15 protein-coding genes and 1 tRNA gene are annotated in these 15,272 nt (G+C 52.9%); 9 read left to right on the top strand and 7 right to left on the bottom strand.

The window, feature by feature from the left end; all coding sequences use genetic code 11:
• The first annotated feature begins 16 nt into the window (after window positions 1-16).
• The 6 genes from B3Z49_RS21490 to B3Z49_RS21465 all read left to right on the top strand — a co-directional run bounded on the left by B3Z49_RS21490 (window position 17) and on the right by B3Z49_RS21465 (window position 6,127).
• The gene (locus B3Z49_RS21490) at window positions 17-694 is read left to right on the top strand and encodes a hydrolase (protein ID WP_037987393.1); all 678 of its coding nucleotides are present in this window, start codon (window positions 17-19) and stop codon (window positions 692-694) included.
• A 247-nt stretch (window positions 695-941) separates the two neighbouring features.
• A complete protein-coding gene (locus B3Z49_RS21485; RefSeq protein WP_296994767.1) occupies window positions 942-2,798 on the top strand; it encodes an amidohydrolase in 1,857 nt (618 codons plus the stop codon).
• Window positions 2,799-2,812: 14 nt separating this feature from the next.
• Window positions 2,813-3,091 (top strand): DUF1427 family protein, encoded by a 279-nt coding sequence (locus B3Z49_RS21480; protein ID WP_296994763.1) that lies wholly within the window; start codon window positions 2,813-2,815, stop codon window positions 3,089-3,091.
• Between the two features lie 105 nt (window positions 3,092-3,196).
• Window positions 3,197-3,610 (top strand): DoxX family protein, encoded by a 414-nt coding sequence (locus tag B3Z49_RS21475; RefSeq protein WP_296994760.1) that lies wholly within the window; start codon window positions 3,197-3,199, stop codon window positions 3,608-3,610.
• A gap of 59 nt (window positions 3,611-3,669) precedes the next feature.
• Entirely contained in the window at window positions 3,670-5,259 is a 1,590-nt protein-coding gene (locus B3Z49_RS21470; protein WP_296994758.1) for an MFS transporter, read from the top strand.
• A gap of 1 nt (window position 5,260) precedes the next feature.
• Complete coding sequence (locus tag B3Z49_RS21465) at window positions 5,261-6,127, top strand: substrate-binding periplasmic protein (protein ID WP_296994755.1); 867 nt, start codon at window positions 5,261-5,263, stop codon at window positions 6,125-6,127.
• Window positions 6,128-6,342: 215 nt separating this feature from the next.
• Here the strand turns inward: B3Z49_RS21465 and B3Z49_RS21460 are convergent, their stop codons facing one another.
• Together B3Z49_RS21460 and B3Z49_RS21455 are read right to left on the bottom strand one after the other, a co-directional pair.
• Complete coding sequence (locus B3Z49_RS21460) at window positions 6,343-7,854, bottom strand: aldehyde dehydrogenase family protein (RefSeq protein ID WP_296994752.1); 1,512 nt, start codon at window positions 7,852-7,854, stop codon at window positions 6,343-6,345.
• 14 nt (window positions 7,855-7,868) lie between these two features.
• Window positions 7,869-8,183: a hypothetical protein gene (locus tag B3Z49_RS21455; protein ID WP_296994749.1), complete on the bottom strand. Its 315-nt coding sequence runs from the start codon at window positions 8,181-8,183 to the stop codon at window positions 7,869-7,871.
• A 203-nt stretch (window positions 8,184-8,386) separates the two neighbouring features.
• Between B3Z49_RS21455 and B3Z49_RS21450 the strand changes: the two genes are divergently transcribed.
• The 3 genes from B3Z49_RS21450 to B3Z49_RS21440 all read left to right on the top strand — a co-directional run bounded on the left by B3Z49_RS21450 (window position 8,387) and on the right by B3Z49_RS21440 (window position 12,693).
• Window positions 8,387-9,268 (top strand): LysR family transcriptional regulator, encoded by an 882-nt coding sequence (locus tag B3Z49_RS21450; protein WP_296994745.1) that lies wholly within the window; start codon window positions 8,387-8,389, stop codon window positions 9,266-9,268.
• 305 nt (window positions 9,269-9,573) lie between these two features.
• Window positions 9,574-11,196: a GMC family oxidoreductase gene (locus tag B3Z49_RS21445; RefSeq protein ID WP_296994743.1), complete on the top strand. Its 1,623-nt coding sequence runs from the start codon at window positions 9,574-9,576 to the stop codon at window positions 11,194-11,196.
• A gap of 660 nt (window positions 11,197-11,856) precedes the next feature.
• Entirely contained in the window at window positions 11,857-12,693 is an 837-nt protein-coding gene (locus B3Z49_RS21440) for an alpha/beta fold hydrolase (RefSeq protein ID WP_296994930.1), read from the top strand.
• 67 nt (window positions 12,694-12,760) lie between these two features.
• On the opposite strand, the gene B3Z49_RS21435 is transcribed toward B3Z49_RS21440, so the two are convergent.
• The 5 genes from B3Z49_RS21435 to B3Z49_RS21415 all read right to left on the bottom strand — a co-directional run.
• A complete protein-coding gene (locus B3Z49_RS21435) occupies window positions 12,761-13,108 on the bottom strand; it encodes an antibiotic biosynthesis monooxygenase family protein (RefSeq protein WP_296994741.1) in 348 nt (115 codons plus the stop codon).
• A gap of 38 nt (window positions 13,109-13,146) precedes the next feature.
• On the bottom strand, window positions 13,147-14,127 hold the full coding sequence (locus B3Z49_RS21430; RefSeq protein ID WP_296994739.1) for a zinc-dependent alcohol dehydrogenase family protein: 981 nt from the start codon (window positions 14,125-14,127) through the stop codon (window positions 13,147-13,149).
• 62 nt (window positions 14,128-14,189) lie between these two features.
• Window positions 14,190-14,492 carry an ArsR/SmtB family transcription factor gene (locus B3Z49_RS21425; protein ID WP_296994735.1) on the bottom strand — a complete coding sequence of 101 codons (303 nt, stop codon included), beginning with the start codon at window positions 14,490-14,492 and terminating at the stop codon, window positions 14,190-14,192.
• A gap of 219 nt (window positions 14,493-14,711) precedes the next feature.
• Window positions 14,712-14,785 (bottom strand) — tRNA-Ile (locus B3Z49_RS21420).
• 106 nt (window positions 14,786-14,891) lie between these two features.
• The coding region (locus tag B3Z49_RS21415) for a sigma-70 family RNA polymerase sigma factor (RefSeq protein ID WP_296994732.1) at window positions 14,892-15,272 on the bottom strand (381 nt) is incomplete at its 5' end.

Below are 15,272 nucleotides of genomic sequence, written 5' to 3'. Positions count from 1 at the left end.
AAACAGGAGACCTAAAATGGAAAAGCTTGAACTTCTTACCCCGAAAAATTCGCAGATCATCTTCATCGATCACCAGCCTCAGATGGCATTCGGCGTTCAGTCGATTGACCGTCAGGTCCTTAAAAACAACACCGTTGGCCTTGCAAAGGCTGCCAAGATTTTCAACATCCCGACCACGATCACAACCGTCGAAACCGAAAGCTTTTCAGGCCATACCTATCCGGAACTTCTGGCCGTCTTCCCGGAAGCGCCGCTTCTCGAACGGACCTCGATGAATTCCTGGGATGACCAGAAAGTGCGTGATGCACTCGCTGCAAACGGCCGCAAGAAAGTGATCGTTTCCGGCTTGTGGACCGAAGTCTGCAACAACTCCTTTGCGTTCTGTGCAATGCTTGAAGGCGGATATGAAATCTACATGGTCGCCGATGCTTCGGGGGGCACATCGGTTGATGCGCATAATTATGCGATGGATCGCATGGTTCAGGCTGGTGTGGTGCCGGTAACCTGGCAGCAGGTTCTGCTCGAATGGCAGCGCGATTGGGCACACCGTGAAACCTATGATGATGTCATGGCGTTGGTGAAAGAACATTCCGGTGCTTATGGCATGGGTGTCGATTACGCCTACACCATGGTTCACAAGGCGCCGGAACGCGTCGAACATGGTCCTCGGATTGCGCCGAAAGCAGCTTCCTGATCGATAAAGGAAACGCGGCAGATACAAAATATCTGCCGCGTTTTTTTTCGTTCCGAAGCCCTCTGTCACGCCAAACTCTCAGTGCCGTTTCGAAGTCAAGTACCTCACTGAACGGGCGTACGTGAGCGGCAGGTGCGGGGCTTGGTGTTGAAAGGTCACACGCATGAAACGCCGGACATTTCTTCAAGGTGCTGCTGCAAGCACAGCACTCATTGCGCTGCCAATCAGATCAACTGGAAGTACCGAGATGAGCAAGACAGCCGAAACAATCATCCACAACGCCCGTATCACGACGCTTGATCCCAAAAAACCCGAAGTCGACGCCATTGCGATTGCCGGCGGCAAAGTACTGGCAATCGGCGCCGAAGCCGATATGCGCAAGCTTGCCGATGGCAAAACCAAAATGATCAATGGTGGCGGTCGTCGCATCATTCCGGGACTCAATGACAGCCATACCCACCTTATTCGCGGCGGGTTGAACTACAACATGGAACTGCGATGGGAGAACGTGCCCTCTGTGGCCGATGCCCTTCGCATGCTTAAGGCCCAAGCGGCCGTTACGCCTGCACCGCAATGGGTGCGTGTCGTTGGAGGCTGGTCGGAATTCCAATTTGCTGAACGTCGTTTGCCGACGCTTGATGAAATCAATGCTGCCGCCCCCGAAACCCCGGTCTTTATCCTGCATCTTTATGGGCAGGCCCTGCTTAATCAGGCCGCCATCAAGGTTCTTGGTTTTGATAAGAACACGCCAAACCCGCCCGGTGGCGTGATTGAAAAGGATGCCAAGGGCAATCCGACCGGACTCCTGGTCGCCAAACCATCCGCCCTGATCCTTTACTCCACGCTGGCCAAGGGACCGAAGCTGCCGATCGAAGATCAGATCAATTCCACCCGCCACTATATGCGTGAGATGAACCGGCTTGGCATCACCAGTGTGATTGATGCTGGCGGCGGCGGACAAAATTATCCCGACGATTATGACGTCATTCAACGTCTGCATGACGACGGGCAAATGACGGTTCGCATCGCCTACAACCTTTTTGCCCAAACAGCGGGCAAGGAATTGAACGATTACGAACGCTGGGTCGAACTGACCGAACCGGGTGCTGGAAGCGACATGCTGCGCATGAACGGGGCGGGCGAAAACCTGACCTGGTCGGCTGCGGACTTTGAAAACTTCCTTGAACCGCGTCCGGATCTGGCACCAGTGATGGAAAGTGAACTTGAACCGATTGTCGAACTGCTGGCTGATCGTGAATGGCCGTTCCGTATTCACGCAACCTATGACGAAACCATCGACCGTTTCCTTGGCCTATTTGAACGCGTCAATGGCAAGAACCCGTTCAAAACCCGGTTCATCATCGATCACGCCGAAACCGTTTCCGAACGCAATATCGAACGGATCAAGGCACTGGGCGGCGGCATTGCCATTCAGCATCGTATGGCCTTCCAGGGCGAATATTTCGTCAATCGTTACGGCAAAGACGCCGCCATGGCGACCCCGCCCATTGCCAAAATGCTTGAGCAGGGGCTGCCCGTCGGGGCGGGAACGGATGCAACGCGTGTCGCGTCTTACGATCCGTGGGTTGCCCTTTACTGGCTAACGACCGGTAAAACGGTTGGCGGCATGCCACTTTATGACAATGACAACGTTATTGATCGTGAAACGGCCTTGATGCTCTGGACCAAGGGTTCGGCATGGTTCTCGGGCGAAGCGGATGTCAAAGGATCGCTTGCGCCGGGGCAATATGCTGATCTGGCAGTTCTGTCGGCGGATTATTTGGCCGTTGCGCCCGAAGAAATCCGGCGGATCAACTCGGTCATGACCATGGTTGGCGGCAAAGTGGTTTACGGCGAAGGCAACTATCAGTCCCTTTCACCGAACCTGCCACCGGCATCGCCATCCTGGAGTCCGGTTTTGCATCAACAAAGCCCGGCCCAACGTCCTGAAGCCTCGACACATGAACGTGCATGCCACGATGGTTGTTCGCACGGTTGCGGCGTTCACGGCCACGACCATGGCATTGCATGGAACAATCCAATCCCGGTTGCAGACAGCAAATCTTTTTGGGGTGCGCTGGGTTGTTCCTGCTTCGCGGTATAGCAAAGGAGAAGAGAATGACTGTTTCCCCTTATGTCGTTTCACTTGGAATCGGGCTTGGTGTTGGTGTGATTTATGCGCTGTTGGGAACCCGATCCCCGGCCCCACCCGTCATCGCACTCCTTGGACTGCTTGGTATGCTGGCTGGTGAAACTGCGGTGAACTGGGCCAAAGACAGAATGTCTGTCCAAGAAGCCGCTGCACACTGCCTACATGGCAAATCATTTGGTGTAGCAAGTGATGTCAAAGGTGCTCAAACCAAGTGTGGCCCAGCATCGCCTGAAACAAAGTCATAACCCCCCTGGTGCGCCGGTCAATTCCATTTGGAAACCGGCGCACCGAACCGGGTTTGTTTCGGCATAACTGACAATTTCCGTTTCCTTTACCATGAGAACAATGTCATGACGCCAGCCCCCATCTCGAAGTTGTTAAACAGCGTTATATTTGAATTGGGTATCCGGGTTGCTCTGACCTGTCCGTTCTGGCTTTCTGGTTTGACAAAACTGTTCAACTGGTCGGCAGCGATAGGTGAGATGAACCATTTCGGACTTTCGCCCGCGGCACCACTTGCAGCGGGCATTATCCTTCTCCAACTGGGCGGTTCTATTGCCATCATCCTGGGGCGCCAAGTGTGGCTGGCCGCTGGCGCACTGGGAGTATTTACCGCTGTTGCGACACTCACTGCACATGCGTACTGGACTTTTCCAGAGGCGGAGCGCGCCGCACAAAGCAACATATTTTTTGAGCATGTTGCGATCATTGCAGGGCTCGCTCTTGTGGCAATTCTGTCCGAAAAGACATCCCGACGCATTTAGGGCGCTTTGCGGCATTAGGGAATCAAAGCGCATTGCCATCTTCATCAGGAAGAGGAAAAATGAACGAAACCAAACCAGTTGACACAGGTCCATGGGCACCGTTTCGGCATAGGGCATTCGCCTTTTTGTGGGTGGCAACCGTCATATCGAATATCGGCACCTGGATGCACGATGTCGGCGCAGGCTGGCTCATGACAGAGCTGTCCCCCTCGCCTCTGGTCGTCTCGCTGGTGCAGGCGGCGACCACATTGCCCGTATTCCTGTTTGCAATCTTTGCCGGGGCGCTTGCGGACTTAATGGATCGCAGAAAATTACTGATTTCCATCAATCTGGTAATGGCCGGCTTGGCTGCAGCACTCTCTGCGATGGTTTACCTGCAACTGGTGACGCCTTCGATCCTGATCCTGTTTACATTCTTGATGGGAACCTGTGCAGCATTGATGGCACCTGCATGGCAAGCGATCGTTCCGGGGTTGGTTGATAAACCACGCCTGGGCGCTGCGATTGCGCTCAATTCCATGGGCATCAACGTCAGTCGCGCGATTGGTCCGGCATTGGCCGGTTTTCTGATTGTCAGCGCAGGTCTGGTATCTCCGTTTGCACTCAATGCACTCAGCTTTCTCGGAATTCTTGGCGTTCTGTTCTTCTGGAATCCTCAAGAGAATGTCCAGACCATGCCACGAGAACGCATGGCCGGGGCCATGCGTGCTGGTCTTCGCTATGTATTTAACAGCCCGCCGGTGATCGCCACCTTGATCCGGGCTGTTGCGTTCTTTTTGTTTGCCAGCGCCTATTGGGCGATGTTGCCACTGATAGCGCGCAACATGCTGGACGGCGGTGCGCAGCTATATGGAATTCTGCTCGCCAGTGTTGGCACAGGCGCTGTCGCCGGCGCCATTGTTCTACCCAAAATCAAGTCACGACTTGGTCCAGACAAAACCGTTATGGCCGGTACAATCGGGACAGCTCTTGTGATGTTGAGCTTCGCTTTGGTTCAGCATCCAGTCGTGGCAGTTATGGCCTCCTTCATTGCCGGGGCGTCATGGATAGCGGTTTTATCTTCGTTGAATGTATCCACTCAAACCGCTTTGCCTGACTGGGTGCGTGCGCGGGGTTTGTCGGTATTTCTGACGCTATTTTTCGGCTCGATGTCAATTGGTAGCGTGGCATGGGGCTGGCTTGCCGAACAGTTCTCGATTGAGACGGCTTTGCTGACTGCTGGGGTTGGAGCAATCATTCTGATGATCGCAACAATGCGCATCCGGCTTAATCAGGGCGCCGATATCGATCTGAGCCCGTCAATGCACTGGCCCGAACCAATCCTGTCTGAAAGTGCCGAACAGGATCGCGGCCCTGTCATGATCAGGATTTCCTATCGGATCAACTCGAAAGATCACGAGACGTTCCAGCAGCTCATGACTGAAATGCGCAAAGCCCGCCAGCGCCATGGCGCATACCATTGGGGGCTTCATCAGGACAGCGCTGATCACGACCTGTTTGTCGAAACATGGTCGGAAGGTTCATGGATAGAACACTTACGTCATCACAAACGGGTGTCTGGCGCGGATCGCGATATTCAGGAAAAGGTTAACCGCTTGCATCTGGGCGAAACACACCCAAAAGTTGATCATTTGATTGCAGTTAAATGATATGACCCCATTCCTTCAGAAAGCCAAAAATCAGTTAATTTCCAATTGGATTGGGAAAAATGCTGCAATCTTTGCCGCATTAACGATTACGTTTATCAGCACATTGATCGGTGCGGCACTGGCAGATAATTCATTTGGCTCATCCGCCAGTGAACGCAAGACCGTGACACTTGCCTGCAATCCGTTCCCTGCCGCGATGATCGCTGACAACAACGTCATGCCCGGATTTGATGTTGAAATCTTGCGTGCCGCATTTGCCACACGCGACATCACACTCCTTACACCGTTCTATCCTTGGAAAAGGGCTTATTTGCTTGCCAGTGCAGGTCATGTTGATGGGCTTTGTTCTTGTAGCTACCTGCCAGAAAGAGACGCAGAATTCCTATATTCTGATCCACTTGGCGACGGAGAGATCGCCATGTATAGCACCAATGAACAGGTTTTTGACATGATCGACACCGAAGACGCGTCCAAACTGACCGTTGGTGTTGTGAATGGATACAGTCTGGAGGTGTACGCGCGCAAAGCAAAGTTTGATGTCATGATTGCCAATAGCGAAAAAGCGCTGGTCAATCTTTTGAACTCAAATCGAATTGACGCAGCCTTAACGTTTCGCCCCCCTATGGACTATTACCTGCTCAATGGAGATGAGGACGGGCTCCCTGACGTAGAAAGAATAAGGACCAAGGTAATATCGACCAGTTCCCATTACTCCTGCATTTCCCGCAAGACCGAGGCCCCGGAAATTATTCTGGATCATTTGAATGCTGGTCTGAAGACAATCCGCCAGAGTGGTCTTTTTGACAGCATTTTGGCAAAGTATCGAACTGGCCAAAATACTTCTGATGCGGCGCCAGAGCAAAACTAACAGCTTTGTCGTTCACCGGACTGGTATGGGGACATGCCCCATACCATAAGTTACGACTTTCTTGCTGTATCCTCGCGATACGCCAAGCACTGTTCTTGGTTTACCCAAAGGATCGTGATGCTTGGCAAAGGCTGCCGACCTTACAGATGGCACCCAATATCCTTGCAATTAAAAGCAACGCCCCGGCCCTTTTTGCAATCAATCCTGCAATGTCATCAGCCCCGATGAAGACCTGGTTTCAGGGCGATATGCTTATATTCGATAAAGTCGTCGAGTGCGGCGAGGCCGTTGAGCCGTCCAAGGCCAGACTGTTTAAAGCCGCCTTCCTCGGTATTGTCATAGACCTTGGCCCAGTCATTGATCCAGACGGTGCCGACATCAAGTGCCTGTGCCACCTTCAATGGACGGTCGACGTCACGCGTCCAAACACTTGCGGCAAGACCAAACTCGCTGTCATTTGCAAGCTGGATGGCTTCTGCCTCGTCCTGAAAACGCTGAATAGTTAGGACAGGACCAAATGTCTCTTCCTGAAGAATCGACAGACTATTGTCATTAACTTCCAACAATACAGGTCGGAAAAAAGCACCTTTCGCAAGCGGTCCGGCACAAACAGGCCCCCCGCGTACAACAACGTTTGCACCTTCAGAAATGGCCTTCTTGACCACCCCGTCTACCCGCAAGACATTCTCTCGATCAATCAGTGGCCCCATATCGCTTGAGGGGTCACTTGCCGGACCAACTTTCACGTCGGTTAGTTGCTGGGCAAGCGCATCGCGCACGTGTTCAAAAATGCCGTCTTGAACAAGCAGACGTGAACCGGTCATACAAAATTGACCAGAAAATACTGTCAGCGCCTTCTCAATCACGGGCAGGGCCGCATCGATATCGGCATCATCGAACAGAATGACAGGCGTCTTGCCGCCAAGCTCCATACCGAACCGTTTCATCCGTTTGGCGCCGACAGCGCCAATCGCACGGCCTGTACCGGTACTACCTGTGAAGCTGATTGCGGGAACATCCGGGCTTTCGACCAAATAGGCAGACCCTTCCGGACCGCTTTCGAAAAAGAGGTTGATGACACCGTTGGGTAGGTCTTCGGCCTCGGCCATGATTTCTGCCATCACACTAGCCGTTTGAGCGACTTGCGACGGAAGCTTGATCACAGCAGTACATCCCGCAGCAAGTGCCGGGGCCAATGAGCGAACCGTCAGAACCGCAGGAGAATTCCAAGGTGCAATAATCCCGGCAACGCCCATTGGCTGCTTTAGAATGACAGACAGGCTTCCGGGTTTCGGCGTGACCGCACGGCCACTCTCCAGCAGTGCTGTTGCCGCCGAATAACGCAATTTGCTTGGAATCATATCAACTTCGAAGGCGGCCTCGCCCGACACTTTTCCGTTTTCAAGCGACAGGATCTTTATCAGGCGATCACGATTGCGCTCGAATGCATCAGCAAGCTGATTGATGACATGAGCCCGCAATTCATGATCATGCGCCCAGGGCGTTTCACTGAAAGCCTTGGCCGCCGCCGCAACGGCAGCTTCAGCTGCTGGTAGCCCATTTTCTGGATAATAGCCAATGATGTCGTAAGTTGCAGGATCGATTGACGGCTTTAATTCCCCGTCAGTGGTCTGAACACCGTTGATCCAGTTAAATGCCGTCGCCTGAACTTTCATGCCAGATGTGCCCGGGGTAGTGATAGCGGTCTTGTCATCTTTGTTCGTCATTGCATTTATCCCTTTTAATTGTCTGATTGAGCAGATCGTTCAGCTGGCGCGGCATTGTTTTCCAAGGGCGTTGTTGCGCAGGTATGACCGGCTTTGCGAAAAATGCTCCCCAAATGGTAAAAGGCCTTCCCGACAAGGGGTTCAGTGACATTTGAGACAATGATGACGACGATCAGTGTCGAGACGAAAATGCCTAAAGCGAGCGGGAGTTCCCTGATCGCATCACCAAATATCGTCAAAAAAACAAGCACAGTTGGATAGACTGCAATCCATATGCGCGTGGTCTTTTTCAGCCGCGCCATAAGTGAATGGTTAAGCTGCGTTTTCATCAAGGAAACTCTCCAATACGGTCGGCTGCGGTAGCCCAAATCCAGTGACACTGGAGATGACAGCCGATGAAGTTTTCATCCACTTTCTCCTTGGTGCCATTGATCGCGCGCCGTAAACTATCGAAGAAGCACGACCTTGACGGAAGATGTCTCTCTGTCCTATTATTCCGGACATTATGTCAGCAATCACTTCCTTGGAATCCTTGAGCGGCCTTGTCGCCTTTTCCGTCACGCTGGAGCACGGGAGCTTTGCCGCGGCAGGGCGGAAGCTTGGTCTTTCAGCATCTGCAGTGGGAAAAGCAGTCGACCGCCTTGAACAGCGGCTCGGTGTCAAATTGCTGACACGCACGACACGCTCACTCACCCTGACGGACGAAGGTGAGATTCTTTACCGATATGCTTCGCGGATCCTTAGCGATCTGCAAGAAGCAGAACAGGAACTACTGAGCGCACAAAACACGCCTCAGGGTCGACTTAAAATCAGTGTGCCTACGGTCATGGGAAGATGCATTATCTTGCAAGCCGTGAATGCATTTTCGGCCGAATTTCCGGATGTGACGCTTGACATTTCTCTTGATGATTTGAAGGTCGACCTGATTGAAGGCGGATACGATCTGGTCGTTCGCCTTGGAGAACTGGAGGATTCCAACCTATATGCCCGCAAGATCGGGCCTCATGCTTTCACGACTTGCGCATCACCAAGCTATGTCAAGGAATATGGCACGCCACAAACGCCCGCAGACCTCGCTGATCATCGCTGTGTCCTATACCGGTTTCCGACCACAGGCCTTACCGAGAAATGGGCCTTCAAAGGCGCGTATCGCGGGACAAGAGTCAAACCATGGCTTGTGATTAATGATGGAGGCGCCCTCGGCTCTGCCGCGCTGGCCGGACTTGGCATAGTGCAGGCACCGCGCTACCTCGTTGCCGAGGATATCAAAGCGGGGCGTTTGATATCCTTACTCGATGAATTCACTGATGACCGTGGGACTGTTTCAGTTGTTTGGCCGTCATCGCGAACGAGAGTGGCCCGTGTACGCGCTTTCGTCAATTTCATCTCACAATGTCTGGCAGAGAAGATTTAGCACAGACGCCCTTTTCGCACTCGCAGCGTCCTGCATAACCTTGTTCGGAATGCGGATCATCTAAAGCTGCCGGTTCTCATCGCAGTATTCCGCCCATTTTCCACGTGACGAAGCTTCATTCTTTTACTTGGGTATTTATTCAAGACATATCGTCTTGAATAAAGCGACAAACACCCTTCTACAGCACCAACGTGACTTACAATACTTCTAGGATGTCGGAGATTTATCAAAACCGTCATTCGAAGGGGTATGCTTTTAGCGATGTCCCGCGAATGGCATATCGATGCATACGCGAGGACGAAATCATGAGCGACACGCAGAAGAAAGAAGGCATTAATAGACGGGATTTCATCATTGGGGCATCCGGCGCTGGTATCGCCGCAGCCACTCTTGGAAGTGCTTTTGCACAAACGAATGACAGTTCATCTCATTTTGATGTCATCATCGTCGGAGGAGGATCGGCCGGGGCTGTAATCGCCAGCCGCTTGAGCGAAGATTCCTCAAGACGCGTGCTCCTCCTCGAAGCTGGTAAATCATATGCGCCTGACAGTTATCCCGATGTTGTTCGCCTCCAAAGTATCATTGGCGGTGATCCCGAACATGATTGGGGTTATACCTCTGAACCGGGATGGGCTGGTGCATCTTTCCCGGTACCCCGTGGAAAGGTTCTTGGCGGATCATCCGCAGTGAACGCGGGTGTCGCGATGCGAGCGACCGCGTCTGACTTTCACCGTTGGACAAAGGCCGGACTTCCCAACTGGTCGCCCACTGATGTCCTGCCATTCTATAAAAAAAGTGAGCGCACGGTACATGGTTCAGATGAATTTCACGGCCGCACTGGTCCGTGGCCAATCCATCAGCTGCAGGATGACGAAGTTTCAGACATGCAGCGTGCTTTTATAACATCGGCCCAGATGGCAGGTTTCCCCAAAGTCGATGACTTTAACGGGGACAGGCCCTTGGGTGTCGGTCCATATCCAATGAACAATCGTATGGGACAGCGACTTAATACCGGCATGACATATTTGTCGAAAGCGGTTCGGGCGCGCACCAACTTGACCATTAGAAGCGAAGTGCTTGTGGATCAGGTAGACATCCAGAAAGGACGTGCAGAGGCTGTTATTCTCGAAAATGGCGAGCGTATCACCGGTGACGAAATTGTGCTTTCGGCAGGTGCCTATGGCACACCAGCCATTTTGCTACGATCAGGTGTTGGTCCCGCCGAAAGTCTGCGTGCAATGGATATTCCTGTGATGGCGGATTTGCCAGTTGGGCAACGGTTGCAGGAGCATCCGTTTTTCTTCACAACATGGGCTGCAGTACCTGAGCGCCTTGGACTTCCAGTACCCCCTGTTGGAGCTATTCTTTGGGCACAATCATCCACTTCAGCCCCGGGAGAAGGCGATTTCCACGTAAGCGCGGTACATTATGGCGATCCGGCCTCGTCACCGACCGGCGCCATTTTCATGCTTGCACTGGCACTGACTCGTCCGAAATCTACCGGCACGGTGACATTACGAGATCGCAAGGCACGCACATCACCTCGTATCGCACTTAACATTCTTGGTGAAGCCGAAGATCGGCAAAAAATGGTCGAAGGTGTCGAGATGATCCGCCGGATCACCAGCCAAGGGCCCCTCTCTGACATTATTGTTCGGGAGCTCGCTCCAGGGGCATCGCTCGCCAGCTCCGAAGATATCATCGCCGCGTTGCCAACGGCACTTGATATCTATCATCATCCGACATCAACCGCCCCGATGGGGGGTGACAACTCTCCGCATGGGGTAACTGACTATCAGGGACGTGTAAAAGGTGTCAGAAACCTGCGGGTTGCCGACGCCTCGAGTTTCCCGGATGTTCCATCGGTTGCGACCAATCCAACCGTTATCATGCTGGCTGAACGCATCAGCAGTTGGATGCGCTCGTAAAACGATATAGCCACTCCTGCGCTCCGCCAATAGGCCATCTTAATGAACTAAAGTCGCCCGCGCGCACCGCTCATGCGGAGCCCGAGCAACCGGCTCGGGCTCCGGTAGATGAAAAAACTTAACCGGCACGAAAATCATCATCGTTGCATTACCATTTGCTAAACAGCACAATAATCTAGCTTTCGGCAATTGAACCTGGCCAAACCAGTTATGTCACGAAAGATGCCGTTGCGTTTTATGCGACACAGCTTTCCTTCTCGCCCGACTACCGCCCCTTAAAATCAAGTGATATCAATAGTCTTATAGACCTTGCGGAAATTTACGCATGACCATTTGCCTGCGTTTCGCACCTAAATCGGAACTTGATTTTGAACCATTTTGGTTCGCGTTTCCGATCTCTGAAGTGACCATCACAGACGGTTCTTAGACGGTTAGGTATCTTCTCCAGATTGCAAAAGGTCAGAAATCCTCCCGTCTACTTTTCAGCCTTTGAATTATTCCGGGAGTTATTTCATGCCAGCTCACGATCCCATCTTCACGTTAAACCGACGCGATGCACTTATCTCTGCCGCAGCTCTCGCCGCAAGTTTAGCCATTCCGTTGGGCACATCGCATGCAGCAGCCGCCACGCTTCAACCTCTTCCCACAGGAGAAGACACCATGGGCTACATTACAACTGACGACGGCGTACAGATTTTCTACAAGGACTGGGGCCCAAAAGACGCCCAGCCAATAGTGTTTCACCATGGTTGGCCTCTCAGCTCAGATGACTGGGATGCCCAGATGATCTTCTTCCTGTCTAAGGGATATCGTGTTGTGGCACATGACCGTCGTGGGCACGGTCGATCCGAACAGGTTTCCGAAGGCCACGATATTGACCATTATGCCGCCGATGCCTTCGCCGTCGCCAATGCCCTTGATTTGCGCAACGCTGTTCATATCGGCCACTCCACGGGCGGCGGCGAAGTTGCCCGGTATGTAGCACGACATGGTGAGCCCGCAGGCCGGGTGGCTAAAGCTGTTCTTGTTGCTGCCATCACACCGCTGATGTTGAAGACTGCACAAAATCCCGAAGGCACGCCATTGGAAGTTTTCGATGGATTCCGGGCCGCCTTGGCAGGCAACCGTGCTCAGTTCTTCCGCGATATTCCATCCGGTCCGTTCTTTGGTTTCAATCGCGAAGGCATGGCTGCAAGCGAAGGCGTGATCCAAAACTGGTGGCGCCAAGGCATGATGGGCAGTGCCAAGGCACATTATGATGGTATCAAAGCATTTTCGGAAACAGACCTGACTGACGATCTCAAAGTGATTAACGTGCCAACTTTGGTGCTACATGGTGAGGACGATCAGATTGTTCCGATTGCTGCCTCCGCTTTGAAAGCCGTTAAGTTGCTACCGAACGGATCCTTGAAAACTTACCCAGGATTTTCGCACGGAATGTTGACCGTAAATGCGGATGTACTTAACGCCGATCTTTTGAAGTTCGTTGCCAACTGATGTGACAAACGAATTTGCGGACAGGAAACGGGTGGCTGTTAGAAAATCCAACAGCCACCCGATTGTTTTATGCCCACAACTCACCGGAGCCACTATTCCTCAAGTCATCTCCGTTGTTTGAGATAAAAGCTTCGCCTTCGACATGATAGACTTTTGGCTCTTCCGAAAAATACTGCTCCAGGCCTGTCATGAACGTCTGATGGTCCTCACTTTCCTCAAAGCCCGGTGTGTGGTCTTCGAGTGAGCGCCACCGCACAATCAGGTGGAACAGTTCGGGTGTTTCGATCCCTTGCGCCAGCAAGTGACCGCGGTACCCCTGTGCACGTGCAAGCAACGGAACAACTTCGGCGAATGCATGCCGGAAAGATTCAGTTTGCTCCTTGTGCACGGGCAACTGAGCGATCTCATAAATCATGGTTGCACCTTTCAACGTATGTTCAGCGGTCGGGAGTCCTAACTTGCGCGATGAGCTGACGGATCAACTGCAATCGCGATCTTTCCACGGACACCGTTGTTGCGGGTTTCAAGCCGCGCATGGGCGAGTGAAATGTCTTCAAGCGAATAGACCGCGCCAACGTGTGGTCGAAGCTGACCGCGCTCAACCAACGTGCTAAGCTCATCAAGCTTTCCGCGGTTTTGACGTGTGAAAACGAAGTGGAAACTTGCGTTCTTTCCCCATGCTTCGATGAGGTTCTGTGGCTGTGCGATGTCCACGATCGAGACAACGCGGCCAAGTTGCGCCAGAACGTCCGGACTGCGGGACAATGTGTCACCACCAAGGGTATCAAATACGACGTCGACGCCCTGGCCATCCGTTTCACGCAAAATGGCGCTGGCATAGTCTTCTTTGGTGTAGTCGATAACCACATCCGCGCCGATGCTGCGTGCGAATTCGAAGTTCTCTTCGCGTACCGTCGTGAAGACCTTGGCACCGATGGCTTTCGCGATTTGGATTGCAACGTGACCGACGCCACCAGCACCGCCATGAACCAAGATGCTTTCGCCCACTCTTAAGGCGACACGCCCGATCAAGGCTTCCCATGCCGTTCCGCCAACCAGGCTCAGGCTTGCTGCCTCGAGATGGTTGAGCGAGCTGGGTTTCCTACCGATGATGTTTTCGGACGCGACGTGGTATTCGGCGTAGCTGCCGTCGCCGTCAAATATTTGCGGGGTGTACCAGACTTCATCACCCGGAACGAAGCTGGTCACGCCCGGTCCGACGCTTTCGACAACACCGGATACGTCATGACCAGTAATGGCAGGCAAGGGAACCAAGTCGCTATAATCGCCGCGCCGAACCTGATAATCCAGCGGATTGATGGAAGTTGCATGGACACGGACAAGGACTTGTCCAGCCTGCGGGACTGGTTTGGCGACATCCTGAAGTTCGAATGCTTCTGGACCGCCAAAGGATTTGAGTATCTGGGCTTTCATTTTGGTACCTCATTTCGGTAAAAAGGGATATCGCAATTTATCGATATATTGTGGCAAAAAAACTACAGCTCTTTTCCGATGGCATCGGCAAGAGCGCGGATGGTTGCTTCGTTCCGCTTGTAGTAGGTCCACTGCCCGATGCGTCTGACCTCGACCAGACCCACCCGTTGCAACGTCGCAAGGTAATCGGACACTGTCGATTGCGACAGTCCGACACCTTCCTGAATGCTGCTAACGCAAACTCCAACCGTATCAACGTCACCTTCATCCTGCGGAGGAAAGTTCTTCGCAGGCTCTTTCAAGCCTTTGAGGATCTCAAGGCGTGTACGGTTCGAGAGGGCTTTGAATATATCGATCATTTCCATGATACGAAGATATCGGAATTTACCGATATGTCAATATGCGATGTAATCAGAACAGATATGCGTTGATGCAGGCCTCGGATCAGCGCATCGGCAAAGTGGAAACATTGCTGCATAACCCGAAGTTACAAAAATTCGGGTAGCTGCCGGATCAGACTGCTTTTTGCGGGAATATATAAAGCGATGGAGCAGTGAGTACGTTCTGTAATCACTGCTCCACGGTAGACCCGGAGGGACTTGAACCCCCAACCAGACCGTTATGAGCGGTCGGCTCTAACCAATTGAGCTACGGGTCCCCAAGACAAAAGTCCGGGTAAAGAAAAGACCGCACCGGTGGTCCGGTGCGGTCCCGAAAACTAGCGATTTTCCGGCCAAGGTCAAGCCCGAACGTCGCGTAATTTCTTAATAATCGAGGAACGAACGCAGTTTGCGCGAGCGCGACGGATGCTTGAGCTTGCGCAGCGCTTTTGCTTCGATCTGACGGATACGTTCGCGGGTCACGGAGAACTGCTGACCAACCTCTTCGAGGGTGTGGTCGGTGTTCATGCCAATCCCGAAACGCATACGCAGAACACGTTCTTCACGCGGGGTGAGCGATGCCAGAACGCGCGTGGTGGTTTCACGCAGGTTGGCCTGGATCGCAGCATCAAGCGGCTGAACGGCGTTCTTGTCTTCGATGAAATCGCCAAGATGGCTGTCTTCCTCGTCCCCGATCGGGGTTTCGAGCGAGATCGGCTCCTTGGCGATTTTCAGAACCTTGCGGACCTTCTCAAGCGGCATCTG

This window comes from Thalassospira sp. UBA1131, assembly GCF_002311515.1.
Classification (GTDB): domain Bacteria; phylum Pseudomonadota; class Alphaproteobacteria; order Rhodospirillales; family Thalassospiraceae; genus Thalassospira.
This window is presented reverse-complemented; position numbering and strand designations above follow the sequence as displayed.